The sequence below is a fragment of the Proteiniphilum sp. genome, from assembly GCF_034331125.1.
Classification (GTDB): domain Bacteria; phylum Bacteroidota; class Bacteroidia; order Bacteroidales; family Dysgonomonadaceae; genus Proteiniphilum; species Proteiniphilum saccharofermentans.
In genome coordinates this window covers 1-26,429 of record NZ_JAXQGC010000005.1, presented here as the reverse complement: position 1 = coordinate 26,429, position 26,429 = coordinate 1, and the positions used below count along the sequence as shown (strand labels likewise).

Sequence of the window (26,429 nt, the reverse complement as noted above, 5' to 3'; positions counted from 1 at the left end):
ACCTTGAATTGCTGTCATTAGATTTTCGACCTTGAAAGCAATGTGCGGATTATTTCGGGTGGCGAGGGAATTGCGATAGTTATGTTACCATTGCCGGTAACGCACAAATATACGCAATTCTATGAATAGAATATTTGAAAATTGCAATATAAATTAAGATGATCCGTAAATACTCCTAAATGTCTGTTTTTTTATGTGAATCCAGCTTGCGTTAGGTTTGCAAATGTAATGACCATATTATGTGAATCTGACGTTTTACGGATGATCATTCAATTAAAATAAGTCTCCCTCGTTTTGAGACAGTTGATTCCTACAAGACAACCGCGAAATCTATACACATGTGAGTGACCGATCAGAAAATTCCTGCCAAAAAGTCAGATACTATGCTTTGGCAAAGATTTTGATGACATTCTAATGTAAATCAGCGTGAAGCGGGTTTGGAATTCAGCATTATATGTGGAACTTTTGAGTTGGTTATCACGTTTAACAATAGAATAAGAAAGGAGATAATATATATGAACTTTAATAATTTTACAATAAAAGCCCAGGAGGCGGTACAGAAGGCTATCGAACTGGCACAGGGAAACAATCAGCAGATGATTGAGCCGGCACACCTGCTCAAAGGGATGATGCTGGTAGGCGAAAATATAACCAGTTTTCTGTTTCAGAAACTGGGTGTAAATCCTCAAAATCTGGAGAGAGTGCTCGACAAGGAAATTGAGTCTTTTCCCCGTGTATCAGGTGGCGACCCGATGTTAAGCCGGGAGACTAATGCCGTTTTCCAGAAAGCGAACGATTTCACCAGCAAGATGGGTGACCAGTTCGTATCGCTGGAACATCTGCTGTTAGCAATCATGGATGAAAAGAACAGTGCATCTCAGATGATGAAAGATGCGGGCATTTCACTGAACCAGTTGCAGGCAGCTATTCAGGATTTACGTAAAGGACAAAAGGTGACAAGCCAGTCGGCCGAAGATACTTACCAGTCGCTGGGCAAATATGCTGTGAACCTGACCGAACGTGCCCGTAACGGTAAACTTGACCCTGTTATCGGACGTGATGAAGAGATCCGTCGTGTTTTGCAGATCCTGAGCCGGCGCACAAAGAACAATCCTATCCTGATCGGTGAACCGGGAACAGGGAAGACTGCCATTGCCGAAGGATTGGCATACCGTATCGTGCGGGGTGATGTACCGGAGAACCTCAAGAGCAAACAGATATATTCTCTGGATATGGGAGCGCTGATTGCCGGTGCAAAGTACAAAGGTGAGTTCGAGGAACGGTTGAAGTCAGTAATCAACGAAGTGGTGAAGTCGGATGGAGAGATCATCCTTTTCATTGATGAAATTCATACGCTGGTCGGTGCCGGAAAGAGTGAAGGCGCAATGGATGCCGCCAATATCCTGAAACCTGCCCTGGCGCGTGGTGAATTGCGTGCTATCGGAGCTACTACGCTGGATGAATACCAGAAGTATTTTGAAAAGGATAAAGCGTTGGAACGTCGTTTCCAGACAGTGATGGTGGACGAACCGAGTGAATCGGATACAATCTCGATCCTCCGTGGATTGAAAGAAAGGTACGAAAACCATCATAAGGTACGTATCAAAGACGAAGCGATTATTGCTGCCGTACAACTGTCGAGCCGCTATATTACGGATCGTTTCCTGCCTGACAAGGCGATCGACCTGATGGACGAGGCGGCCGCCAAACTGCGTATGGAAGTCGACTCTGTTCCTGAAGAGCTGGACGAGATCATGCGGAAAATCAAGCAGTTGGAGATCGAACGTGAAGCAATACGTCGTGAAAATGATACCCAGAAAGAGGAGTTACTTACCAGGCAGATTGAAGATTTACGTGCCGAAGAGTCGGAATATAAAGCCAAATGGCAGTCTGAAAAAGAAATTATCAACAAGATCCAGCAGGACAAGATCGACATTGAAAATGCCAAGTTTGAAGCAGAACGGGCCGAGCGCGAAGGTGATTACGGTAAGGTCGCTGAATTACGTTATGGTACGATCAAGGAGAAAGAGACTGAGATCGAAGAACTGCAAAAACAGTTGCATGAACGCCAGGGTGGACGTGCGATGATTAAAGAAGAGGTGGATGCTGAAGATATTGCCGATGTAGTATCGCGGTGGACCGGTATTCCGGTGAGTAAGATGCTGCAGAGCGAACGAGAGAAACTGCTTCATCTCGAAGAAGAACTTCATAAACGTGTTGTCGGCCAGGAGGAAGCTATCTCTGCCGTAGCTGACGCAGTGCGGCGTAACCGTGCCGGATTGAGCGACCCGAAACGTCCTGTCGGTTCTTTCATCTTCTTGGGTACGACGGGTGTTGGTAAGACGGAGTTGGCGAAAGCGCTGGCAGAATACCTCTTCGATGATGAGAATATGATGACCCGTATCGATATGAGCGAGTATCAGGAGAAATTCAGTGCTACCCGGCTGATTGGAGCACCTCCGGGATATGTGGGGTATGATGAAGGTGGACAACTCACTGAAGCTATCCGCCGTAAACCCTATTCAGTGGTATTGTTCGATGAGATTGAAAAGGCCCATCCGGATGTGTTCAATATCCTGTTGCAGGTGCTGGATGACGGCCGGTTGACCGATAACAAGGGGAGGGTGGTGAATTTCAAAAATACCATTATCATTATGACCTCTAATATGGGGTCGAACCTGATCCGTGAGAATTTTGAAAGGATCACTCCTTCGAACCGTGAAGAGATTATCGAAAATACCCGGAATCTGGTGATGGATATGCTGAAAAGAACTATCCGTCCGGAGTTTTTGAACAGGATCGATGATATTATCATGTTTGCCCCGTTGAAGGAAGAGGAGATTGAACAGATTGTACGCATCCAGTTAAATACTGTTGGGAAAATGCTGTCGGAGAGCGGTATCGAGTTGAAGTATACAGATGAAGCGGTCAGAAGTATATCGGTAGCAGGTTTTGATCCTGAATTCGGTGCACGTCCGGTAAAACGGTTGATCCAGCGCAAGGTGTTGAACCAGCTTTCGAAGGACCTGTTGGCAGGAAAGGTGGATAAGACAAAACCGATCGTGATCGATGCGATAGACGATACGGTCTTTTTCAGGAACTAACTTTATCAGTTTACGTCTGTTTCATCGAAAGGGGCCCCGGACAGAAGATGTAGCCGAAGAAGAACTAATGAAGTAATATTGATTTCAACTTATCTTCTCCAGAAGCTGGGAATAAACAGCGAAAGAACGGTGAATACTTCGAGACGGCCGACCAGCATCAGGAAGGTGAGGTAGTACTTGGCAAAGACTGTGGCCGATTCAAATGTGCCGCTGGGTCCGTAAGAACCCAGCCCGAATCCATAGCTGCTGATCGTAGAGATGGAAACGCCGATGGACTCCTCGAAGGTCATGCCGGTAAAGCTCAGGATGAGAGTGCTGATCGCAGCCAGGGAGAGGTAGAGGAAGACAAAGGCGAGTATCTTGGAGGCGGTCTCGCCGGCGATTACCTTGCCATTCAACTTGACACGATAAAGCGCATCGGGGTGTACCTGCTTCTTGAATACCAGGAAGGAGCTTTTCGACAGTACCACCAACCGCGATATCTTCATGCCACCCGAAGTGGAGCCTTCACAACCGCAGAAGAGGATCATCGCCAGGAAAAGAAGCCAGTAGACATGCCCCCACAGCTGGAAATCTACCGTCGCATATCCCGTAGTGGTGATCGCCGCGATCACCTGGAAAAGGGCTGTCCTGAAGGTCTGCTCCAGGCCCTCCATCTCGCCAGTAGACAGTAGCAATGCCGTTATTCCTACGGTGAAGAGCATAATGATCCCTACATACCACCTGAATTCCTCCTCCCTGAAGAGGGAGAAAGAGAAACGGGTAAAGAAAGTATATAGCAGCATGAAGTTTGTCCCACCGAAAAACATGATGATCGTGATCACATATTCGGTATAGGGGGAGTTGAAGAAGGCAATGCTTGCTTGTTTCGTGGAGAAACCGCCCGTAGATATGGCTGAGAGAGTATGGCAGGCGGCATCGAACGCATCCATAGGTCCCGCCAGCAAAAAAATAAATCCTACAACAGTGAGCCCGAGATAGGTAAAGGTCATATGCTTGGTGACCTCTTTGACCCGCGGCCTGAACTGGTCTTCGGCAATACCCGTGGCTTCAGCTTCGTAAAATTGTCCTGAGCTCCCTCCGAAGACCGGCATGAACGACATCACGAAGATGATGATACCGAACCCGCCGATCCATTGTGTGAAGCTGCGCCAGAAATGGAGCGACCTGGGAAATGCTTCGATATTGACCAGTGTGGAGCTGCCGGTAGTGGTAAACCCGCACATGCTCTCAAAAAATGCATTGGTGAAGGATGGGATGGCGCCGCTGAACAGGTAGGGGAGCGTGCCGAACAATGCCATCATCAACCATGAGAGCGTGACAGTGAGGTACACCTCCCGTTTTGTAAGCTTGGCCGACTTCCGCTTCCGCTTTCTTCCCAGCAATGTGAGGATTGCCCCGGAGCCGGAGGTGATCAATGCCGAGAGATAAATGCTGTTTACTGCTGTCTCGTTATAATATTCACCTACGAACGCGGAAAAAAGCATGAAGACCGCTTCAATCAGCAGGAGCAAGCCGACGGTATTTAGTACAAACTGATAGTTAAACCTTTGCATGCGTCGTAGTTTGTCCGGAGGCATATGCATGTACGGTATGCAAAATCTGCCCTGGCACAAATTTAATTAAATAGTTTTTCGATACTTTTCAGTGATTTATTGAGGAAAAACACCACTACCTGATCATAGGGCTCAATCAATGTATCTCCGTCCACCAGCATGGGTTCCCCGTTTCGGATGATGGCCCCGAAAGTGATGTCGGGCGGTAGATTCAGGTTCCTGATCAGTTTTTTTGTCACTTTGGAGTTGGGTTTGGCGATGACTTCCCCTACATTGGCATCGGCAATAGTAAGGCTCTTTATATTGGAAGCATCGGCTTTCAGCAACAGTTCGTAGATCTTGCTGGCGGCGATCAGTTTTTTGTTGATCACTGTTCCAATATTGAACCGTTCTGCCATCGAGATGTAATCGATATTCTCAACTTCGGCCACCGTCCTCTTCACGCCATACTGTTTTGCCATCATACATCCCAGGATATTGGCTTCGGAGTTACCGGTAAGGGCGAGAAATGCATCGGACTCAGTGATGCCCTCCCGCAGGAGAAATTCAGCGTTCCGGCCGTCTTCCACAAAAACGGTGACGTTGGGAGGGGCCATCTCCACTAGCTTTTCCGCACGTTCCCTGTCCTGTTCAATGATCTTTATATTGATGTTCGACGGGAGTTGTTGTATGGTACGCATGGTGATGCGGCTGCCACCCATAAACATAATCTTTCTGGTCTCGAACGATTTTTTACCGAACAGTTCGGGCAATGAATCGATATGTTTTCTGAGGGTGGTGAAATAAAGAATATCATCAGGAAGTATCTGATCGCTCCCTTTAGGTATCAGGGTGTGCGAATTGCGCTTGATGGCCACCATGTGGAACCGTTTGTTTGTCTGTGGAAGGTCGTACAGGTATGTATTCACAATGGGGGCATTCTCCCTTACTTTGGCGGCGGCAAGGATTACGGTTCCGTTGCATAATTCCCACCAGAAGCGTGCCCACGGCGTTTTAAGCGACATTGCGATCTCCCGGGCCGCGATCAGTTCGGGATAGATCATGGAATGAATCCCCAACTTTTCAAAGAATTCTTTGTTCTTGGGTAACAGGTATTCGTAATTATCTATACGGGCAAGCGTCCTTTTCGTGCCTAAATTGGAGGCGAGCATGCAAGAGGTGATATTCTTCGACTCTTCGGGTGTGACACCGATATAGAGGTCGGCATTGGTTGCTCCTGCTTCAGTGAGGTCTTTGAGTGACATGCAGTTGCCGATATAGGTAAGTATGTCGGAGTTGTCGTGTATGATGGCAAGGCGGTCTTTATTGCCATCGATAAGGGTTATGTCGTGATTTTCCTGCCCGAGAAGTTTTGCCAGATGGGTTCCGACAGCTCCTGCACCTGCTATTAAAATCTTCATTACGTCCTTTGTAGTTAATGATTCTCTATCTCAACGGTTATGTATCTGTACAACAGGGTTTATCCTGTTATGCGGTGGCTGTAGATGTGCATGAATTCCCCGGGTTTCCTTATACATACGCGTAATATGTTCCAGTATTCCCTCTTCATCAATTCCGGTGATCTGCTGTAGTTCCTTGACAGATCCGTGGGTGACGAACTCATCAGGAATACCGATGCGGAGTACGTGTACATCGGAGTAATCATTTTCCGCAAGGAATTCGAGTACGGCGCTTCCTAACCCTCCCTTAACGACTCCATCTTCCACGGTGATGATATATCTGAATTTCCTTGCCACTTTATGCAGCAACTCTTGATCGATGGGTTTCAGGAAGACCATATCGTAATGTGCCACACTGATTCCCGATTTCTCCGCTTCGTCGATTGCTCTTGCTGCATTATTGCCGATAGCACCAATGGAGAGGAGGGCTATATCTTTTCCTTTTCTTAGTTTCCTCCCTTTACCGATAGGAAGGATATGGGGTTCGTTTTTCCATTCGGTCATCTCACCCTGGCCACGGGGGTACCTGATCGCGAAAGGTCCTTCGTTTCCATATACGGCTGTGTGCATCAGGTTGCGCAGTTCATGTTCGTTGTAGGGCGATGAGATAATCAGGTTGGGTATGGGACGAAGATAGGCAAGGTCAAATACACCATGATGCGTAGGGCCATCGGGACCCACTAAACCTGCCCTGTCAAGACAGAAGATCACTTTCAGTTTTTGTAGTGCCACATCGTGGATTACCTGGTCGTATGCCCGTTGCATAAACGATGAGTAAATATTACAAAACGGGATCAATCCTTCTTTTGCCATGCCGGCGGAAAAGGTTACGGCATGTGCTTCGGCAATGCCCACATCGAATGACCTGTCGGGGAATCTGTCTGCCATAAAAGTCATGGAACAGCCGGTGGGCATGGCCGGAGTCACTCCCACGATTTTCTCATTTTTCTCAGCCATCGCCACAAGGGTATGTCCGAACACATCCTGATAAAGCTGGGGTTGGTTTGCATTATCCTTCAGGATCCGCTCGCCGGTCTCTTTATTGAAAAGACCCGGTGAATGCCAGATGGTGGCCGATTTTTCAGCCGGCCTGAATCCTTTGCCTTTGACGGTTTTGATGTGAAGTAACTTCGGCCCCTGCATATCTTTGATATTGCGGAGTATACGGATCAATCCTGGCAGGTCATGCCCATCCACAGGCCCGAAATATCGTATATTAAATCCTTCGAACAGATTTTGCTCTTTGGTTATCAGGGATTTGACGCTGTTATTGAACCGCAGGACGAGGTTCTTTTCTTTTTCCGAAATCAGATTTCGTTTTTTGAAACCCTGGTAGATATTGTTACGTACCTTATTGTATTTTGCAGAAGTGGTCAGTTTCACCAGGTAATCCTGCATTCCACCCACGTTGTTGTCGATCGACATATCATTGTCGTTAAGGATGATCAACAGGTTATTGGGTTGCGAGCAGGCGTTGTTGATCCCTTCGTAGGCCAATCCGCCGGTCATGGATCCATCGCCGATGATGGCAACGATATGCCGGTTCATTTCCTTCCTGAGATTGGCTGCCACAGCCATACCCAACGCTGCCGAGATGGAGGTGGACGCATGGCCGGCGGCAAAAGTATCGTATTCGCTCTCATTGGGGTTGGTGAACCCGGAAAGCCCTCCCAGCTTACGATTGGTTGAAAACCGGTCGCGGCGGCCGGTCAGTATCTTATGGCTATAGGCCTGATGCCCTACATCCCATACGAGTCGGTCGTAGGGAGTATTATAGAGGTAATGGAGCGCCACAGTCAACTCTACAGTTCCCAGGCTCGATCCAAAATGTCCGGGGTTATTGGAAAGCTGCTCGATGATGAATTCCCTCAGTTCGCGGCAAACTGTTTCCAGTTGTTCTATGCTGAGTTTTTTCAGATCGTCGGGGCTGTTTATATGTTGTAAATATTGCATACGCTTGTTTTATTTAGAATAAGGGGTAAAGAATAAAGAGAAAAGACAATGTTTAGATTTACTGCTCGCTTCATAATTCTGCACACAGTTTTCTTCTTTAATAACGGGTTTAGGTATAAAATAGTTTATAATTATCCTAATGATTCATAGACCTTTCCATTTTTCCACCTTCCCACTTTTCTACCTTAATTCGCCATATCGGAGAAGAACTTGATGCGAACCAGGCGTATTTCGGTTTCTGTATAATCTGACAATTCTTCCTGTGCCTTCTCCAGATCATCTGTCTCGGTCTCTTTGAAATAGGAGTAAATATCCTGCAATACATCCTGATCCATCACTTCATTGAGGAAATAATCAATATTGATCTTGGTACCCGAATATACAATGGCTTCTACTTCCGACAGCATTTCGTTAAAATCAATACCTTTTGATTCCGCTAAATCGTCAAGTGCCACTTTCCTGTCAATAGCCTGTACGATAGAGACTTTGAGTTTCGATTTATTGGCGACCGTCTTCACTCGGAGATCTTCGGGACGGGTAATGTCGTTTTCCTCCACGTGTTTCTTTATCAGATCCACGAATTCTTTGCCATAGCGTTTTGCTTTTCCGGCACCCACTCCGGGAATATTTTGCAATTCCTCAAGCGTAATGGGATAGGAGGTGGCCATGGCTTCGAGTGACGAAGGCTGGAAAATAACATAAGGAGGAACGTTTAATTTTTTCGACAGTTTTTTCCTCAGGTCCTTCATCATGGAGAAAAGCACGGGGTCGGCAGCTCCACCGCTTCCACCGGCAGAGATCACATCTGAATCATCACTTTCCGGATCGCTCATGCTGTCCTCATCTTCATCATCTTTCGTTATCTCAAATGAGACAGGGCTTTTCAAGAAGTCTTTCCCCTTCTTGGTGATCTTGAGAATACCGTAGTTTTCGATATCTTTTTTCAGATAGTTATCGAGTAGTGCCTGACGGATAACTACTTCCCAGGTACTTTCTTCCTCATCGGCACCCGATCCGAATTCCTCCAATTCATTATGCCCGTACGTCTCTATATCAGATGATTCTTTTCCTATAAGGAAATTTATAAGATAATCGGCCTTTTGTTTTTCTTTGAGAGCGGTAATCGCTTCCAACACAGTAATAAGTAACTCTTTCGCTTCCACTTTCTTCTTGGGATTTAAACAATTGTCACAATGTTCACAATTCGGTTCGTTATACTCTTCGCCAAAGTAGTGCAGCAGCACTTTCCTCCGGCATACGGATGTTTCTGCATAAGCGGCTGTTTCCAGCAGCAGTTGTTTTCCGATCTCCTGTTCCGAGACCGGTTTACCCTGCATGAAACGCTCCAGTTTCTGCAGGTCTTTTTCTGAATAGAATGCGATGCATTTTCCCTCACCCCCATCGCGTCCGGCACGGCCGGTTTCCTGATAATAACCTTCAAGGCTCTTGGGAATATCATAATGGATCACATAACGTACATCAGGTTTATCGATTCCCATACCAAAGGCAATAGTCGCTACAATTACATCCACCTTCTCCATAAGGAAAGCATCCTGATTATTGCTGCGCGTGGCGGCATCCATTCCGGCGTGGTAAGGTAATGCCCTGATATCGTTTGCTTGCAGGATCTCTGCAAAATCGTCCACTTTCTTTCGGCTCAGACAATAGATAATTCCTGATTTTTTGCCCTGGGAGAGAATATACTTAATGATCTCCCTGTCTATTTGTTCAGTCTTATTACGAATCTCGTAATAGAGGTTGGGGCGGTTAAAAGATGATTTAAATACCACCGCGTCAGTCATCCCGAGATTCTTCTGGATATCGTGCTGTACCTTTGGTGTGGCTGTTGCAGTTAAAGTGATGATAGGGCGTACGCTGATCTCACTGATGATTGGCCTGATGCGCCGGTATTCCGGCCGGAAATCATGACCCCATTCCGAAATACAATGCGCCTCATCCACAGCATAAAATGAAATGGGAATATTCCGGAGGAATTCCACATTTTCGGTCTTGGTGAGCGACTCGGGCGCTACATAGAGCATTTTTGTCTTACCGGAGAGCACATCTCTTTTTACCTCTTCTATCTCCTGCTTGTTGAGTGAAGAGTTTAGAAAATGGGCAATACCGTTCTCCTCACTGTAGTTGCGCATGGCATCCACCTGATTTTTCATCAGTGCGATAAGCGGTGAAATGACAATCGCCGTTCCCTCCATCAGCAATGCAGGGAGCTGGTAGCAGAGTGATTTTCCGCCACCGGTAGGCATCAATACAAAAGTGTCTTTTCCGGATAAGATACTTTCAATGATGGCCTCCTGGTTACCTTTAAAAGTATCGAACCCAAAATATTTCTTTAACCCTTTGTATAATAGATCTTGTTTTTCCATTGAGCAAATCACTCTGTAATCAAATCTGCCTTTTCCGAAAGGCAAGCACAAATTTAGGAAAGTATTTTATATTTCCAAATAAGATTTATAGTAATACAAAATGAATATTTGTGGTTGTGCTGTAAATCCTCTCTAATTCAATAAAGAACGGGTGGTGAACACATGAAAAAAACGCAGGCTGAACATGCGTTTTTTTGATTCACACGCAACCGGCTTTCACCGGCCGGAGTTCCTATATGTCGCGAATGGAATCTCTGTCAGGCTACTCTTAAATGATGGAGGTCTGAATTTTCCAACTGGTGCGTAGCATATTCGCGGGTGACGTGCATTTTTTTCTTTTCGGCAGAAGAAGGAAGGGTGAACATCGCTTCTATCATGATCGCTTCTACGATAGAACGCAGTCCGCGTGCTCCCAGTTTGAATTCAATCGCCTTATCAACAATATATTCGTAAGCATCCTGGTCGAAAGTGAGCGTTACATTATCCATCTCAAATAACTTCTGATATTGTTTGATGATCGAGTTTTTGGGTTCCACCAATATACGCAGCAATGCATCCCGGTCAAGCGGCTCCAAATAGGTCAGGACGGGAAGGCGCCCGATGATTTCAGGGATCAGGCCGAACGATTTCAGGTCGAGCGGAGTGATGTATTTCATCAGGTTATTCCGGTCGATTACCGAAGTTTGATTGCTGGCAGCATAACCTACCACCCGTGTGTTGAGGCGCTGGGCGATTTTTTTCTCTATCCCGTCGAAGGCACCCCCGCAAATGAACAATATATTTTTGGTATTTACGGCGATCATCCGTTGTTCCGGATGTTTTCGGCCCCCCTGGGGCGGCACATTCACCACCGAGCCTTCGAGTAGTTTTAATAATCCCTGCTGTACTCCTTCACCACTCACATCGCGGGTGATAGAAGGGTTGTCGCTCTTACGGGCAATTTTATCGATTTCGTCGATAAAAACGATCCCTCTTTCCGCAGCGTTCACGTTATAATCGGCGACCTGGAGCAGACGGGTGAGAATACTTTCTATATCCTCTCCCACATAGCCGGCTTCAGTAAGCACGGTAGCATCCACAATAGTAAAGGGTACCTGCAGCATCTTTGCAATGGTTCTGGCCAGCAATGTCTTTCCTGTACCTGTTGCCCCTACCATAATGATGTTCGATTTTTCAATCTCCACATCATCTTTGGTATTCTTCTGCAGGATGCGTTTATAGTGGTTATAGACCGATACCGACAGAAAACGCTTTGCACTCTCCTGTTTGATCACATACTGATCTAAAAACTCCTTGATCTGTGCCGGTTTAGGGAGTGAGGAGAGGGAAAGTCCGATGTCTGATTTCTTGTTGCTTTGGAACGAGTCGTTCACAATTTCGTGTGCCTGTTCGGCACACATGTCGCAGATAAAGCCGGTCATACCCGAAATGAGCAGATTTACTTCCTGCTCACTTCTTCCACAAAAACTGCAATGATTGCTGCTATTCACCTTTTTAGCCATTGTTTATTTCTTTTTTGTCAGGACGTCATCTACCATACCGTATTCTTTGGCCTCGGCTGCCGTCATCCAGAAATCGCGGTCGGAATCTCTGGCCACATCTTCAACGGGTTTACCCGAATGGGTGGATATGATGGCGTAAAGCTCCTGTTTGATCTTTGCAATTTCACGGGCGGTAATTTCTATGTCCGAGGCTTGTCCCTGTACGCCTCCCAACGGTTGATGGATCATTACACGGGAGTGATTGAGGGCGAACCGTTTTTTCTCGGTACCGGCTACCAGTAATATGGCCGCCATTGAAGCTGCAATACCGGTACAAATGGTAGATATGTCGCTTGAGATGAATTGCATGGTGTCGTAGATACCCAATCCTGCATAGACTGACCCGCCGGGTGAGTTAATGTAGATGGAGATATCTTTTCCCGGGTCGGAAGAATCGAGATAGAGTAACTGGGCCTGGATCACATTGGCCGTATAATCGTCGACAGCAGTGCCGAGGAAGATAATACGATCCATCATCAAACGGGAAAAAACATCCATCTGTGCTACGTTGAGCTGACGTTCCTCGATGATGGTGGGGGAGATGTATCCTCCCTGACTGGTGATATTCATGTAACTATCCAATCTGGAGCCGTTCATGCCCAGATGCTTCACCGCATATTTTCTAAAATCGTTATGCATAAAATTTTGTTTGATGTTTATAATTCTATTTATTACCTGTAAAGTAACTGCAAACAGAGTGCCAAATTTACACCCCGGTATACTTATCAGCTTTAGAATTATACAACAAATTTATAACGAATTATCGAATTACAAAATAAAATCCAGATAAACAATTGATAGGTTGCTCAGCAGATATTTATTTTTTTGTTGAGGTTTTTCTTTTTTTTGCCGGTTTTTCGGTTGACTCCGTCCCCTCTTCTGTGTCAGGTGTGTCGTTAGAAACAGGTTGCTCTGTGTCGGCCGCCTCTTCTGTTACGCTATTGTCGGAAACGATTTCCTCCACAACATCTTCATCACGACCGTGCTCTTCTGTATGTTCACCGTGTTGATGCATATGTCCGCTCATCAATTCGCTGAAATCTTTCGATGAGATCTCTTTTTCAATTACGGTCACATTTTCTTTTAGCCAGTCGATAAGTTTGTTTTCGGTAGCCCTGTCGAACAGGTTACGGACTGTTTCTTCTTTTTCGAGCAGACTCTTGGTGTAATTTTGCAGTACATCCGCAGGCAGGTTGGTCATTCCATATTGGGCAAACTGTGCTCTTGCTACTTCCGTTGCAAGCGCTTCAATATCTGTGAAGTCGACTTTGATCTCGTTTTCTTCCACGATTTTCTGTCTTGCCACATGGAATTTCAGGTCTTCCAGAATTTTTGGAAAATCTTCTTCTATCTCTTCGGCTGTACGTTTTTCATCCACTTCGAGTAGCCAACGTTTCAACAGTTCGTCGGGGAATGTTACTTCTTCCATCATCTTTACAATGAGATCCCGTGCTTCATGAATGAACAGATGATCGACGTCCGGTTTAAATTGTTTCACCAGTTCTTCTCCCACCTTTGTTCTGAACTCTTCTTCCGTAGTGGCTACTCCTTCACCCAATACTTTGTCGAAAAGTTCCTGGTTCATTTCTGCTTCTTTATAGCGGGTCACCTCTTTAATGTCGAACCGGAAATCAGAATTTATCTCCGCTACGTTTTCTTTAGTGGTTTGCAGCAGCGATGCTATTTCGGCTTCGTTATTGTCGTAGGCCTTTCTGGGATTGAGTACCACGCTGTCACCTACTTTGGCTCCGATAAAGCTGTTTTTAGTCTCTTCATCCTTAATATAGGACGGCATCAGGATAGCGTTTTCTATTACCTGGCCGTTCTCTTTTTCCTTGTCACCATCCATTTCGACAAGGGTGCCTTTGATCAGATCGGTATCTTTTGCTTCCTCTTCCACAGATGCATAAGTGCCGTAATTCTGTTTGTAGGCATCCATCTGCCGTTCGAACAGTTCCGGTTCCAGTTGTATCTTGTAGGAGGTCAGTTCAACACTTTTGTCGAGCTTCAGGTCGAATTCGGGAGTAAGCGCCACATCGAACGAGAATTTGAGTATCTCATCTTTTTCCAGATCAATTTCTTCGTCCAGGTTATCAGCCGGCAGAGGTTCTCCCAGTACTTTAAGTTTATTGTCACGAATGAAATTCCCTATTTCGTCGGAAACAATTTTATTGATTTCGTCGACCAATATAGCTTTTCCATATAATTTCCGGATCAGGCTTTTGGGTACTTTTCCCTGACGGAATCCGGGAATATTGGCCCTTTGACGATATTGATTCAGTGACTTATCTACCTTTTCCTGATAATCTGCTTTTTCCAGTTCAATGACGATGGTTCCATTCACATCGTTCGTTTTGTTCAGTGTTGACTTCATTATAATAGTTGAAAATGATTGTTTTTTGTTGAAAGTGCGTAAAATTCAACCGTTTGAAACATTTTTAAAAATAAGATTGCAAAATTAGTGTTATTCTTTTAATCTGCAAAAAATATTTTATTGAACCCGCTGCAATTCTGTTACCGGATTATTGTACTACCTTTGCACTTTAAATGACAGCAGCAATGAAACCTTTTTTTTCGTCCTTCACACCCGGCTATAAGATAGCCTGGCTTTTTTTGTTTCTGCTGATTGGTGTAATCACAGCCGGTATCCTGACAAATCTTATTCTGATGATACCGGGAGTGGACGGCGGAGACGGAGTGACTGCGATTTATGTGGGCTCGGTAATGCAATCGGTGTTGGGCACTGCTTTGCCGGCATATTTTATTGCTGTTTTGACTCACACTGCCCCGGTACGCTACCTGAAGATGACTGCCAATGGCCGGATGGGAGAAAAAATGATATTCGCTGTTCTGGCTTTTATCTTCTCTTACTGTTTAGCTTCGTTTCTGTCCCAATGGAACAAAGGGATGGAACTTCCCGCATCTATGCATGAAGTGGAGCAGGTATTACGCTCCATGGAAGATGCTGCACTCGAGACCACCGGTTTGTTGCTATCGGGTAAGACCATCGGAAGTCTTATCCTGAACCTGATTATTGTAGCAGGGTTTGCAGCAGTGTCGGAAGAGATGTTTTTCCGTGGAGCCTTACAACAATTTATTCAGGAGAAGTTTCCGAACGGACATGTGGCTGTCTGGATCACGGCACTGGTATTCAGTCTGGTCCATTTTCAGTTTTATGGATTTTTGCCCAGACTCCTGTTGGGCGCCCTGCTGGGGTATCTGTTCCTTTACACGCGGAATCTATGGGTACCTATCCTGTTCCACTTTATGAATAATGCTTTCATAGTCGTGTTACATTATTTCTGGGGTGACAGTAAATGGATTCAGCAGTTAGACGAGATGCCGGTCGACAGGTGGTTTGCCTTTGTCGCTGTTGGGAGCGCCTTATGTACCGTGCTGCTGTTTCGGGGATACCGACGGAGGATGACAATTGAAAGTTGACAATTGAAAATTGAAAATTGAAAATGGATGGATAATAGTGTGAAAAATGATTTGTTGATTTAACGATTTTGGAATCTTGAATCTTGAATTTGGAATCTGAATTGAAAATCGACGTAGTCAAATCCAACATCCCATATTCCAAATCTGACATCCCAAATAGTCTTGGTTCTATTAATTTGTCAGTCTTTATTCTAAAAATAAATAAACAATAATAATGATACAAATTCAAAATACGCTTTTGTCGGACGATATATTCGAAGAACAATTTATCTGTGACCTCTGCAAATGCAAGGGAGAATGTTGTGTAGAGGGGGAGTCGGGAGCACCTATTACAAAAGAGGAGTTCCGGGAGATAGAAGGAATTCTGTCTGAAATCTGGAATGATCTTTCCCCGAAGGCACAGGAGGTGATTAATAGGCAGGGTATCGCCTATACCGATTATGATGGGGAACTGGTTACCTCACTTGTAAATGGAAAAGAGTGTGTATTCACCTACTTCGATGCAGATGGAATTTGCAAATGTGCCATCGACAATGCTTACCGTGAAGGCCGGATATCTGTCCGTAAACCGGTCTCGTGCCATCTTTACCCAATAAGGTTGACAGAATACAGCGATTTCACTGCAGTCAATTATCACCGTTGGTCAATATGTGAGCCGGCCGTAAGACTTGGGAGGAAAGAAGGAATACCCCTTTACCGCTTCCTGAGAGAACCGTTGACCAGAAAATTTGGGGAAGAGTGGTATAATGAAGTGTGTGAAGCCGCCAAATTGCTGAAAGGAGAGGAGTAATTTCTTGATTTTTTATCCTATTTGCTTTCTCAATTTAGAATCTTGTGCTATTTTTGCACATACATAAGTAAAATGTGCATAATAGTATGGTTTCTGCAATTTCCAAAACAAAGAAAGATTTAATCGATGTAGCACAGCAGCTTTTCGCCAAAAAAGGTGTTGAGAACACAACGATGAATGATATTGCCGAAGCATCACAACGTGGCCGTCGCACTCTCTATACCTATTTCAACAGCAAATACGATATTTATAAGGCAGTTATTGAGTCGGAACTCAATGTGTTGTACCACAGGCTTGAGGAAGTAATCAAACGTGATATTCCGGCTGATGAGAAACTCATCCTGCTGGCTTTTACACGCTTGAGTGCCGTCAAGGAGGTGGTTACACGCAATGGTACGTTACGTGCCAATTTCTTTAGGGATATCTGGCAGGTGGAAAACGTCCGCAAGGAGTTCGACAGGAAAGAGATCAGCTACCTTGAAGGAATTATCCAGGATGGTTGTAATAAAGGTATCTTCGTGTTGAAGAATGTGAAACAGACTGCGGTAATATTGCATTATGCTTTTAAAGGATTGGAAGTACCTTCCATCCGGGGTACATTAGGGCTTGACTATAATAAAAAAGAAGACAGGGAGATTATCTCTGATATTCTTTTTAAGGGATTGTATAGTAGGAGTGAAAAATGAAAAGTGAAAAGTGAAGATTGGGGAGACGAGGAGTGGGAAATTAATAATTAGTAATTAACATAATATGAAGTTATTAGAAGGAAAAACAGCGTTAGTTACCGGAGCTGCCCGTGGTATTGGGAAAGCAATTGCATTGAAGTTTGCTTCGGAAGGAGCGAATATCGCATTTACGGATTTAACTATAGACGAGGTCGGTGCAGCTACCGAGCACGAAATTGCTTCTTTGGGAGTGAAGTGTAAAGGCTATGCCTCCAATGCTGCCGATTTTGAAGAAACACACAAGGTGGTTGAGCAGGTGATGCAGGATTTTGGCCGCATAGATATCCTGATCAACAATGCCGGTATCACTAAAGACGGGTTGATGATGCGGATGAGCGAGCAGCAATGGGATGCGGTGATCAATGTCAACCTGAAATCGGCATTCAACTTCATTCATGCGGTGACACCTGTGATGATGCGTCAGAAATCAGGCAGCATCGTGAACATGAGTTCCGTGGTGGGAGTATCCGGGAACGCCGGTCAGGCCAACTATTCTGCTTCCAAAGCAGGTATGATCGGTCTGGCGAAATCCATGGCGAAAGAGTTAGGTTCACGCGGTATCCGTGTCAATGCCATTGCTCCTGGTTTCATCATTACCGAAATGACCGGACAGTTGTCGGAAGAAGTGCGTAACGAATGGGCAAAACAGATTCCATTACGACGCGGAGGTACACCGGAAGATGTTGCGAATACAGCTCTTTTTCTTGCTTCCGACCTCTCTTCGTATGTAAGCGGACAAGTAATCAATGTCTGCGGTGGTATGAATACCTGATTAGATGACAGTTCTTTACGAAGATAACCACATCATTATTGTCAACAAGGCGCCGGGTGAGATCGTGCAGGGCGACAAAACGGGCGACAAACCGTTGTCCGAGATGGTGAAGGAGTATCTGAAAGAGAAATACAATAAGCCCGGCAACGTTTTTTGTGGTGTGACGCACCGGCTCGACCGTCCTACGAGTGGAGTGGTGGTGTTTGCAAAGACCAGTAAAGCGTTGTCGCGGCTCAACGATATGTTTCGCAATGGCGAAGTTGACAAGACTTATTGGGCCATTGTGAAGGCACGTCCCCCGAAAGAGGAAGATCAGTTGACGCACTATCTGATAAAGAATGAAAAGACCAACAAATCCACTGCGCATACTAGTGAGAAACCACATACCAAAAAAGCGGTACTGCATTACCGGCTGATATCCGCTTCACAGAATTATTATTTGCTGGAGATAGATCTGGAGACCGGAAGACACCATCAGATCCGGGTTCAATTAGCCAAAATAGGATGCCCAATCAAGGGAGATCTCAAATATGGCGCAGCCCGTTCTAATCCGGACGGGAGCATCAGTCTTCATGCACGTACTATCTCGTTTATCCATCCTGTCTCCAAAGAAAAGATACTGGTAACCGCACCTGTGCCGGAAGATAATTTATGGAAATCATTTGAAGTGAAAGATACAATTTTATAATTTTTTTGCTTAATAAGCCGCAGGAATTCGATATTATCCATAAAGCAGTGAATGAATTTTAAGATAAAAATCTTACATTTGCATATCAGTGTATGAGCTGACATTATTAAGGGAAAAAGTATAAATCTACAAATCAATAAATCATTAAATTATCAAATCAATTTAAATGAAACCAACTTTATTTGTATTGGCAGCGGGAATGGGTAGCCGCTATGGAGGACTGAAACAGTTAGACGGATTGGGCCCGGGTGGTGAGACCATTATGGATTATTCTATTTATGATGCGGTGAATGCCGGCTTTGGAAAGCTGGTCTTCGTGATCCGTCAGTCGTTTGAAAATGATTTCCGGGAGAAGATCGTCAGTAAATATGAAAAAAAAATACCGGTGGAACTGGTATTCCAGGAACTGGATAAATTGCCGGAAGGTTTTACGCCTCATCCTGACCGTGTGAAACCCTGGGGCACCAATCATGCCGTGATGATGGGTAAAGAGGTCATTAATGAGCCTTTTGCCGTGATTAACGCCGACGATTTCTACGGGCGTGAGAGTTATAAGGTATTGGCTGATTATCTTTCTACCCTGGAAGGAAGTGAAAACAAATATTGTATGGTGGGCTACCGTGTCGGGAACACTCTTTCTGAAAGTGGAACCGTAGCACGTGGGGTTTGTGAAACTGACGAAGAACGCAATCTTACCGGAGTAGTGGAACGTACCCAGGTAATGCGTGTGGATGGGAAAGTGAGCTATAAGGACGAAAACGACCAATGGGTTGCCATCGACGATAACACTCCTGTATCCATGAATATGTGGGGATTTACGCCCGACTATTTCAAATATTCCGATGATTATTTTGTGCAATTCCTTAAAGAAAATGCCGAAAATCTAAAAGCAGAATATTTTATACCGTTATTGGTCAATCACCTGATCGTTAATGGTAATGCTTCTGTGAAAGTACTCGATACGCCTTCCTCGTGGTTCGGCGTTACTTATGCCGAAGACCGCTCCGGTGTCGTGGCAAAGTTGAAAAGTCTCGTCGATGAGGGAATATATCCCTCTCCATTGTGGTAAAATCATCACGGTTATATTTTACAGAACTGACCTGCTATGTGGATTGACATCATTATCATTCTTATACTGATCCTTTTTAACGGTTTTTTCGCCTTGTCGGAGATCGCTATTGTATCTACCAAGAAGAATAAACTGGAGGCAGAACGGAAGAAAGGTAAGTTAGGTGCAAAACGAGCATTGAAATTACGTTCCGACCCCGGTAATTTCCTGTCGTCTGTACAGGTAGGAATTACCCTGATCGGTATCATCAACGGTGCTTACGGAGGGCAGGCTTTCACTGTTTATCTGGTTCCTTTCTTTCAGCAGTTCCCGTCTATTGTGCCTTTTGCTGAAGTCGTCTCCATGGTAATTGTGGTGTTTCTTATCACTTATGTTTCCATAGTGATAGGTGAACTGGTTCCCAAAACCATCGCTTTGAACAATCCCGAGAAAATGGCGATAGCAGTGGCTCCAACCATTTATGTGGTGAGTATCATCTTCTATCCGTTTGTAAAACTGTTGTCGGTATCGACCGGTTTCGTCAACCGGCTGATAGGTTTGAAGCCCAAAGTGGAGGTAATGTCGGAAATGGAATTGAGGGCCATGTTAAAAACCGCTTCCCATGAAGGAGTGATTGATGCTGAAGAAAATATAATCCACGAGCAGGTTTTTTATTTTTCCGATAAACGGGCCATCCACCTTATGACGCACCGTACCGATGTGGAATGGGTGGATATAAGCAAAAGCAGGGAGGAGATCATAGAGGACCTGTTGCAAACAAAACACAGTAAGATCCTTGCCTGTAGAAAAGAGATCGATGATTTTGTGGGTACCATCTCCATGAGGGATTTCCTGTTACGGCTCAATAAGAGGGACCTCTTTTCAATAGAGGATCTGATCATGGAGCCTATTATTGTCCCGAATAATCAACTGGCACAAAAAGTACTGGAGAATTTCAAAAATAACCACAAGTTTGTGGCTGTAGTGGTGGACGAATATGGAAGCCTTGACGGAATTATCACTATTCATGATATCTTTGAAAACCTGGTAGGCGCTATTCCTGAAGAAACCGAAGATGAACTCTCGGACCCACTCATATTTATACGTGATGACCAGTCCGCTCTGGTAAGTGGAGAGGCGCCTATAGAGATATTGTCGCAGATGGATGAGGATTTTATTGTGAATTTCGACAAGATCGATTATTCTACTGTAGCCGGCTTTGTGTTTGAATGCATCAATAAGATCCCGGCAGTAGGAGATCAGTTCGATTATGACAATCTCCATTTCGAGATTGTGGATGTGGATGGAAATAAAATAGATAAAGTTTTAGTAACAAAAAAATCAAAAGAAGTTGATGAAGTATTTATGTAATAATTAAAAAGTTTTATGTTATATAACACAAAATTTTTTCATGCTACGTCGAAAATAGGTGGTAATTTTACCGCAGATTTATAGAGAATCAATCTTCATCGATATCTTAATTTTAAACCCAGAAAATTACATGAACAAATTGTATGGCAAATCCGGTTTGCTTGTCGATGCTTTTCAGAAAACGGTAGACGGCAGGCAAATCGGGTTGTACACTCTGACAAACGAGAATGGATGCGAACTGGCGGTCACCAATTATGGTGCTAAAATAGTTTCGCTGATGGTACCCGATAAAGACGGAACATTGGTTGACGTTGTATTGGGCCATAATACGATAGATGAATACCTGACTTCGGAAGAGGCTTATTTCGGTGCTATTTGCGGCAGGACGGCTAACCGGATCGCCAAAGGCCGTTTTACTCTTGAAGGGAAAGAATACCAATTGGCAGTGAACAATGGCCCTAACTCACTCCATGGAGGAATTAAGGGGTTCAATGCTGTGGTATGGGAAGTGAAAAAAGTGACTGACCAGAGTATCGAACTGTTTTATCTCTCGCCCGATGGGGAAGAAGGGTTTCCCGGTAATCTCGCCGTTACATTGGCTTACACTTTGACGGACGATAATGCTCTGGATATTCATTATAAGGCCACTACCGACAAAACGACCATCCTGAATCTCACCAATCATTCTTATTTCAATCTTTCCGGACAAGGGGATCCATCCATCAGTGATCATTGGTTAGTGATTAATGCAGAGAGTTATTTGCCTACCGATAATACGGCCATACCTTATGGTGAACCGGCACCGGTAAAGGGAACGCCGTTCGATTTTACCGTACCCCATACCATAGGAGAGCGGATCGATGACGATTTTGAACAACTACATTTTGGCAAAGGATACGATCATACTTTTATTTTGGATAAAAAGAGTATGGATGAATACGTTTATGCGGGTTACTGTCTTTCTCCGAAAACAGGAGTCAAAATGGAGATCTATACTACCGAACCAGGTATGCAGGTCTATACCGGCAATTGGATGACCGGTAATTTTGCCGGGAAGCATGGGAAGCGTTATCCTGCAAGATCGGCTGTTTGTTTCGAAACACAACATTTCCCCGATAGCATCAATAAGCCGGAATATCCGTCGGTGATCCTGCGGCCGGATGAGACTTTTGAATCGAGGACAACCTACCGGTTTTTGAACGAGGATTCAAAATGATTTTGTATTAGACCATTAACAGTTAATAGAATAATAATTAATAATTAATTAATCAAAAAGTATGAACACGACTACTGATCAGAACAAGAATCGGATTGTGCCAATCATCATGATGATCGCGCTTTTCGGAATGATCTCATTTGTTACCAATTTGGCGGCACCGATGGGACAAGTATTAAAAGAACAATTCGGCGTTTCCAATTTCCTCGGGTTGCTGGGGAATGCAGCCAATTTTATTGCTTACGCAGTGATGGGAATACCGGGCGGCATGCTTTTGCAACGTGTCGGGTATAAAAAAACGGCCCTGATCGCTATTGCCGTGGGGTTTGTAGGGGTATTTGTACAATTTCTCTCCGGACATGCACCCGAAGGAGCAGCCTTTGTTGTTTACCTGCTCGGGGCATTCATTGCCGGTTTCTCCATGTGTCTGTTGAATACCGTGGTCAACCCCATGTTGAACACGTTGGGCGGCGGAGGTAACAAAGGCAACCAGCTGATCCAGGTCGGTGGTTCCTTCAACTCCGTGATGGCTACCTTTACGCCCGCTTTCGTGGGTATTTTGATCGGTGAAGCGACCAGCGCCAGGATCAGTGATGTATTTCCGGTAATGTACATCGCAATGGGTGTTTTTGCTGTTGTATTCTTTGTTTTGATGGGCATAAGAATTCCTGAGCCTCACGCGACAAAGACAAAAGAACCAATGGGTACACTGATGTCAGGAGCGATGAAATTCAGGCATTTTATCTTGGGTGCCGTTGCTATTTTTGTTTATGTGGGAGTTGAAGTCGGTACACCCGGCGTAATGATATTATGGTTATCCGACACACCGGTCGGTAAAACAACCGCGGGATTTGTGGCCGGGATCTATTGGCTTTTTATGTTAGCAGGCAGGTTGATCGGGGCTTCCTTAGGAAGTAAAATTTCCAGTAAGGCCATGCTTTCTACAGCTTCTTTAGTGGGATTGTTATTAATCCTGGCAGCTATCTTCTCACCGACAACCATCGAAGTTACATTCCCGGCGTTTACCTCCGAAGGCGGCCTTTCATTTGGGTTGGTACAGATACCCATTAATGCAATGTTTATGGTGTTGGTCGGTTTCTGCACATCCATCATGTGGGGTAGCATATTCAACCTGGCAGTAGAAGGGTTGGGCAAGTTCACACCGGCCGCTACGGGAATATTTATGACCCTGGTTTGCGGTGGCGGTATCCTTCCTGCTATTCAGGGTGGTATAGCCGATTCTGTCAGTTATCTGGCAAGCTATTGGGTGATTGCCATAGGATTGGCTTACCTGTTGTTCTATGCCCTGATCGGTTCGAAGAACGTAACCACCGGTGTCTCTGTGACGGATGAAGAAGTACCGGTAGATACTGCTTCCCAGAGTGCACCCGTAGAAGAATAATTTGGAGTTTTAATAATTAATTATAATGACGAAAGAACAAGTAATTAAAATATTTTCAGAGAAATTCGGCAACCAGACCCCGGAGGTCTATGCCTCACCGGGACGTATCAACTTAATAGGGGAACATACCGATTATAATGGGAGCTTCGTATTCCCCGGCGCTATCGATAAAGGCATGATCGCTGCTATCCGGTTCAATGGCACGGATAAGGTAAGGGCCTATGCGATTGATCTGGATGAAAGTTCCGAGTTCGGGCTCAATGAAGAGGATCTTCCGAAAGAGGGTTGGGCCAAATATCTGTTTGGCGTATGCCGTGAGATCATCAAAAGAGGTGGTACGGTGAAGGGATTCGACACCGCATTTGCGGGCGATGTGCCCCTCGGTGCCGGGATGTCTTCTTCGGCGGCATTGGAAAGTACCTATGCTTTTGCATTGAACGATCTGTTAAACCTTGGCATCGATAAATTCGAACTGGCGCGTATCGGTCAATCCACCGAACACAACTATGTAGGTGTGAAATGCGGTATTATGGACCAGTTTGCTTCCATTTTCGGGAAGAAAGGCAATCTGATCCGTCTCGATACCAAATCGATGGAATACGCCTATTTCCCGTTTGATCCCAAAGGATATAAACTGGTGTTGCTTGATACTGTTGTAAAACATGAACTGGCTTCATCGGCATATAACAAACGGCGGGAATCGTGCGAACATGCCGCTAGAACCATTGCAAAGCGCCACCCTGAGGTGGAGTTCCTACGTGATGCTTCTATGGAGATGCTCGACGAGGTAAAGAATGAGATTTCGGAAGAGGACTATCTGCGTGCCAAATATGTGATCGAGGAGACCCAACGGGTACTCGATGTGTGTGATGCATTGGAAAAAGGCGATTATGAGACCGTCGGTCAGAAGATGTATGAAACGCACCACGGTATGAGTAAACTCTACGAAGTGAGCTGTGAGGAACTCGATTTCCTGAACGATGTGGCCCGTGAGCACGGTGTAGCCGGTTCGCGTGTGATGGGCGGCGGCTTTGGCGGTTGTACCATCAATCTGGTGAAAGATGAATTGTACGATTCATTTATCGCCGATGCCAAAGCGCAGTTCAAAGCCAAATACGGCCACGAACCGAAAGTGTATGACGTGGTGATCAGCGACGGAGCACGTAAGCTCTGAATATACAGTACAGTTATATTGTAAAATTGGAAGACGGGGTTATACTGAAAACCCCGCTTCCAATTTTTTTTTAACCGTCTTTTACCGATTTGTAATGATTTGCCTCTTATCCTGATGATGTTCCGGGAAAAAATGCATTTCCCGGAAAGTCATTAATACCGTGATTCCTTTTTTTGGTCGATAAATACCGAACTTTCGTCGAAATGTTTTTAGGAACTTGTCGGTCGACGCTACTTTTGCCTGAAAAAAGGATTATTTATGAGGTACATTTTTTATCCATTCTTTCCGATAAGGACAAATATTGCTTCTGTTTGTATCACGGTAGTAATATTCCTTTTGTCAGGAATATCGGCCGCATATTCGCAAGAAAAAGCCTTACCCTCGCAATGGGATTTACAGGCGTGTATCGATTATGCACTTGAAAATAATATACAAATAAAACAGAGTGAAGCCAATAAAGAAACCGGATTGGTCGATACCAAACTGGCGAAAGCGGCAATGCTTCCTTCACTTTCGGCATCTATTGGTCAAAACCTGACCAATTACCCGTTTTCACAAGAAGATACATCTTCCGGAACATCCACCCTTTCCACATCCGGAAGTTACAGCCTGAATGCATCATGGACTATATTCGACGGCGGTTCACGCATTACCGGTATCAAACAGGCCGAATTAAACAACCGGATTGCCGATCTGGAAATTGAAGAGAGTAAAAACAACATCAAATTAGCCATTATACAAAACTATCTCCAAATTCTATATGCCAATGAGGCGTTAAAAGCCTATGAGGACGCCGTAGAATTAAGTAAAGCCCAATTGGAGAGCAATAAAATAAAATTATCTGTCGGTTCGGTAGCCAAAAGCGATGTTTCTCAATGGGAATCACAGTATGCAGCGGATAATTACAATTTGGTGAATGCCCAAACCACCCTGGAGAATTATAAATTACAATTGAAACAACTTTTGGAACTGGACAGGCTTGACAGCATGGATTTAGCGCTCACACCACCCGACGAGGAAGATGTATTATCCCTGATCCCCGATAAACAGACGATTTATCAGACGGCTTTACATGTGATGCCACAAATAAGCAATAGCCAGCTTAACACCGAATATGCGCAACTGGGCATTGAAAAAGCGAAGGCCGGTTTTTATCCTACTGTCAGTTTACAGGCAAATACGGGGACCGGCAACCTCTATAATCATTCGGGATATTCTTTCGGCTCCCAGTTGAAAAATAACTGGAACAATGTGGTTGGATTGTCGGTCAGCATTCCCATCTTTTCCAACAGGACTGTCAAAAGCGCCGTGGAGAAAGCCGGCATCAATGTCTATTCATCACAATTGAATGAATTAAGTATCCGAAAAGAACTATATGCCGACATTGAAACGGCTTATTTAAATACCCTGGCTTCACAAGCTCAGTTCGTTGCGGCCGAAGAGAAAGTTAAATATAGCCGGGAGAGTTACGATGTGATGAACGAACAGTTTACATTGGGCCTCAAGAATACGATTGAAATGTTGACGGAAAAAAACAGATTGATAACGGCTCAACAGGAATTGCTGCAGGCAAAATATATGGCTTTGCTGAATATTAAAATATTGGAATACTATCAGGGCTTGATTTGAGGGAACTACAGAAAATAAATAATCATATGAAGACAAAGAATAACAATTCAAAAAGGTGTATCAGCTTATCTTTTATGGCTTTTATCCTGCTCACAGGAATTATGATGACATCCTTTTACTCCTGTAAGGATAATAAAAATGACTGATGTTTCGCAGTTAAAAATGAAGTTGATAATCAGAGGATAAGAGATAAAAA

The 26,429-nt window shown here is 44.6% G+C and carries 19 protein-coding genes; 12 read left to right on the top strand and 7 right to left on the bottom strand.

Annotated elements, in window-relative coordinates:
- The first annotated feature begins 515 nt into the window (after positions 1-515).
- Positions 516-3,104 (top strand): ATP-dependent chaperone ClpB, encoded by a 2,589-nt coding sequence (gene clpB / locus U2P89_RS01510; RefSeq protein ID WP_322190402.1) that lies wholly within the window; start codon positions 516-518, stop codon positions 3,102-3,104.
- An 89-nt stretch (positions 3,105-3,193) separates the two neighbouring features.
- Here the strand turns inward: clpB and U2P89_RS01505 are convergent, their stop codons facing one another.
- The 7 genes from U2P89_RS01505 to tig form a co-directional block, all read right to left on the bottom strand.
- Positions 3,194-4,660, bottom strand: coding sequence for a TrkH family potassium uptake protein (locus tag U2P89_RS01505; protein ID WP_322190401.1), 1,467 nt, complete (start codon positions 4,658-4,660; stop codon positions 3,194-3,196).
- Between the two features lie 62 nt (positions 4,661-4,722).
- Positions 4,723-6,060 carry a Trk system potassium transporter TrkA gene (gene trkA, locus U2P89_RS01500; protein ID WP_322190400.1) on the bottom strand — a complete coding sequence of 446 codons (1,338 nt, stop codon included), beginning with the start codon at positions 6,058-6,060 and terminating at the stop codon, positions 4,723-4,725.
- A gap of 30 nt (positions 6,061-6,090) precedes the next feature.
- A complete protein-coding gene (dxs, locus tag U2P89_RS01495) occupies positions 6,091-8,052 on the bottom strand; it encodes a 1-deoxy-D-xylulose-5-phosphate synthase (protein ID WP_322190399.1) in 1,962 nt (653 codons plus the stop codon).
- Positions 8,053-8,237: 185 nt separating this feature from the next.
- Positions 8,238-10,436: a DNA helicase RecQ gene (recQ, locus tag U2P89_RS01490; protein ID WP_091905347.1), complete on the bottom strand. Its 2,199-nt coding sequence runs from the start codon at positions 10,434-10,436 to the stop codon at positions 8,238-8,240.
- Positions 10,437-10,693: 257 nt separating this feature from the next.
- Entirely contained in the window at positions 10,694-11,938 is a 1,245-nt protein-coding gene (clpX, locus tag U2P89_RS01485; protein ID WP_092027348.1) for an ATP-dependent Clp protease ATP-binding subunit ClpX, read from the bottom strand.
- A gap of 3 nt (positions 11,939-11,941) precedes the next feature.
- Positions 11,942-12,616, bottom strand: coding sequence for an ATP-dependent Clp endopeptidase proteolytic subunit ClpP (gene clpP, locus U2P89_RS01480; RefSeq protein WP_091905342.1), 675 nt, complete (start codon positions 12,614-12,616; stop codon positions 11,942-11,944).
- 178 nt (positions 12,617-12,794) lie between these two features.
- A complete protein-coding gene (tig, locus tag U2P89_RS01475; protein ID WP_092027347.1) occupies positions 12,795-14,351 on the bottom strand; it encodes a trigger factor in 1,557 nt (518 codons plus the stop codon).
- A 185-nt stretch (positions 14,352-14,536) separates the two neighbouring features.
- Here tig and U2P89_RS01470 point away from each other — a divergent pair, with 185 nt between their 5' ends.
- From U2P89_RS01470 to U2P89_RS01420, 11 genes are all read left to right on the top strand, one after another.
- Entirely contained in the window at positions 14,537-15,418 is an 882-nt protein-coding gene (locus tag U2P89_RS01470) for a CPBP family intramembrane glutamic endopeptidase (protein ID WP_175533566.1), read from the top strand.
- A gap of 214 nt (positions 15,419-15,632) precedes the next feature.
- Positions 15,633-16,208, top strand: coding sequence for a DUF3109 family protein (locus tag U2P89_RS01465; RefSeq protein WP_091905334.1), 576 nt, complete (start codon positions 15,633-15,635; stop codon positions 16,206-16,208).
- Positions 16,209-16,294: 86 nt separating this feature from the next.
- Positions 16,295-16,894 carry a TetR/AcrR family transcriptional regulator gene (locus tag U2P89_RS01460; protein WP_091905331.1) on the top strand — a complete coding sequence of 200 codons (600 nt, stop codon included), beginning with the start codon at positions 16,295-16,297 and terminating at the stop codon, positions 16,892-16,894.
- A 64-nt stretch (positions 16,895-16,958) separates the two neighbouring features.
- The gene (gene fabG, locus U2P89_RS01455; protein WP_092027341.1) at positions 16,959-17,705 is read left to right on the top strand and encodes a 3-oxoacyl-[acyl-carrier-protein] reductase; all 747 of its coding nucleotides are present in this window, start codon (positions 16,959-16,961) and stop codon (positions 17,703-17,705) included.
- Positions 17,706-17,709: 4 nt separating this feature from the next.
- Positions 17,710-18,393, top strand: coding sequence for an RluA family pseudouridine synthase (locus tag U2P89_RS01450; RefSeq protein ID WP_092027339.1), 684 nt, complete (start codon positions 17,710-17,712; stop codon positions 18,391-18,393).
- Between the two features lie 166 nt (positions 18,394-18,559).
- Positions 18,560-19,462: a sugar phosphate nucleotidyltransferase gene (locus tag U2P89_RS01445; protein ID WP_091905322.1), complete on the top strand. Its 903-nt coding sequence runs from the start codon at positions 18,560-18,562 to the stop codon at positions 19,460-19,462.
- A gap of 36 nt (positions 19,463-19,498) precedes the next feature.
- Complete coding sequence (locus tag U2P89_RS01440) at positions 19,499-20,812, top strand: hemolysin family protein (protein ID WP_091905319.1); 1,314 nt, start codon at positions 19,499-19,501, stop codon at positions 20,810-20,812.
- A gap of 130 nt (positions 20,813-20,942) precedes the next feature.
- Complete coding sequence (locus U2P89_RS01435; RefSeq protein WP_322190398.1) at positions 20,943-22,028, top strand: aldose epimerase family protein; 1,086 nt, start codon at positions 20,943-20,945, stop codon at positions 22,026-22,028.
- 61 nt (positions 22,029-22,089) lie between these two features.
- A complete protein-coding gene (locus U2P89_RS01430; RefSeq protein WP_076930498.1) occupies positions 22,090-23,430 on the top strand; it encodes an MFS transporter in 1,341 nt (446 codons plus the stop codon).
- A 25-nt stretch (positions 23,431-23,455) separates the two neighbouring features.
- Entirely contained in the window at positions 23,456-24,604 is a 1,149-nt protein-coding gene (gene galK / locus U2P89_RS01425; protein WP_091905316.1) for a galactokinase, read from the top strand.
- 258 nt (positions 24,605-24,862) lie between these two features.
- The gene (locus tag U2P89_RS01420) at positions 24,863-26,233 is read left to right on the top strand and encodes a TolC family protein (protein WP_322190397.1); all 1,371 of its coding nucleotides are present in this window, start codon (positions 24,863-24,865) and stop codon (positions 26,231-26,233) included.
- Positions 26,234-26,429: the final 196 nt, after the last annotated feature.

Excerpts from the sequence above, each read along its gene's own strand:
- clpB (WP_322190402.1), top strand. The coding sequence starts at position 516 with ATGAACTTTAATAATTTTACAATAAAAGCCCAGGAGGCGGTACAGAAG.
- U2P89_RS01505 (WP_322190401.1), bottom strand. The coding sequence starts at position 4,660 with ATGCAAAGGTTTAACTATCAGTTTGTACTAAATACCGTCGGCTTGCTC.
- trkA (WP_322190400.1), bottom strand. The coding sequence starts at position 6,060 with ATGAAGATTTTAATAGCAGGTGCAGGAGCTGTCGGAACCCATCTGGCA.
- dxs (WP_322190399.1), bottom strand. The coding sequence starts at position 8,052 with ATGCAATATTTACAACATATAAACAGCCCCGACGATCTGAAAAAACTC.
- recQ (WP_091905347.1), bottom strand. The coding sequence starts at position 10,436 with ATGGAAAAACAAGATCTATTATACAAAGGGTTAAAGAAATATTTTGGG.
- clpX (WP_092027348.1), bottom strand. The coding sequence starts at position 11,938 with ATGGCTAAAAAGGTGAATAGCAGCAATCATTGCAGTTTTTGTGGAAGA.
- clpP (WP_091905342.1), bottom strand. The coding sequence starts at position 12,616 with ATGCATAACGATTTTAGAAAATATGCGGTGAAGCATCTGGGCATGAAC.
- tig (WP_092027347.1), bottom strand. The coding sequence starts at position 14,351 with ATGAAGTCAACACTGAACAAAACGAACGATGTGAATGGAACCATCGTC.
- U2P89_RS01470 (WP_175533566.1), top strand. The coding sequence starts at position 14,537 with ATGAAACCTTTTTTTTCGTCCTTCACACCCGGCTATAAGATAGCCTGG.
- U2P89_RS01465 (WP_091905334.1), top strand. The coding sequence starts at position 15,633 with ATGATACAAATTCAAAATACGCTTTTGTCGGACGATATATTCGAAGAA.
- U2P89_RS01460 (WP_091905331.1), top strand. The coding sequence starts at position 16,295 with ATGGTTTCTGCAATTTCCAAAACAAAGAAAGATTTAATCGATGTAGCA.
- fabG (WP_092027341.1), top strand. The coding sequence starts at position 16,959 with ATGAAGTTATTAGAAGGAAAAACAGCGTTAGTTACCGGAGCTGCCCGT.
- U2P89_RS01450 (WP_092027339.1), top strand. The coding sequence starts at position 17,710 with ATGACAGTTCTTTACGAAGATAACCACATCATTATTGTCAACAAGGCG.
- U2P89_RS01445 (WP_091905322.1), top strand. The coding sequence starts at position 18,560 with ATGAAACCAACTTTATTTGTATTGGCAGCGGGAATGGGTAGCCGCTAT.
- U2P89_RS01440 (WP_091905319.1), top strand. The coding sequence starts at position 19,499 with ATGTGGATTGACATCATTATCATTCTTATACTGATCCTTTTTAACGGT.
- U2P89_RS01435 (WP_322190398.1), top strand. The coding sequence starts at position 20,943 with ATGAACAAATTGTATGGCAAATCCGGTTTGCTTGTCGATGCTTTTCAG.
- U2P89_RS01430 (WP_076930498.1), top strand. The coding sequence starts at position 22,090 with ATGAACACGACTACTGATCAGAACAAGAATCGGATTGTGCCAATCATC.
- galK (WP_091905316.1), top strand. The coding sequence starts at position 23,456 with ATGACGAAAGAACAAGTAATTAAAATATTTTCAGAGAAATTCGGCAAC.
- U2P89_RS01420 (WP_322190397.1), top strand. The coding sequence starts at position 24,863 with ATGAGGTACATTTTTTATCCATTCTTTCCGATAAGGACAAATATTGCT.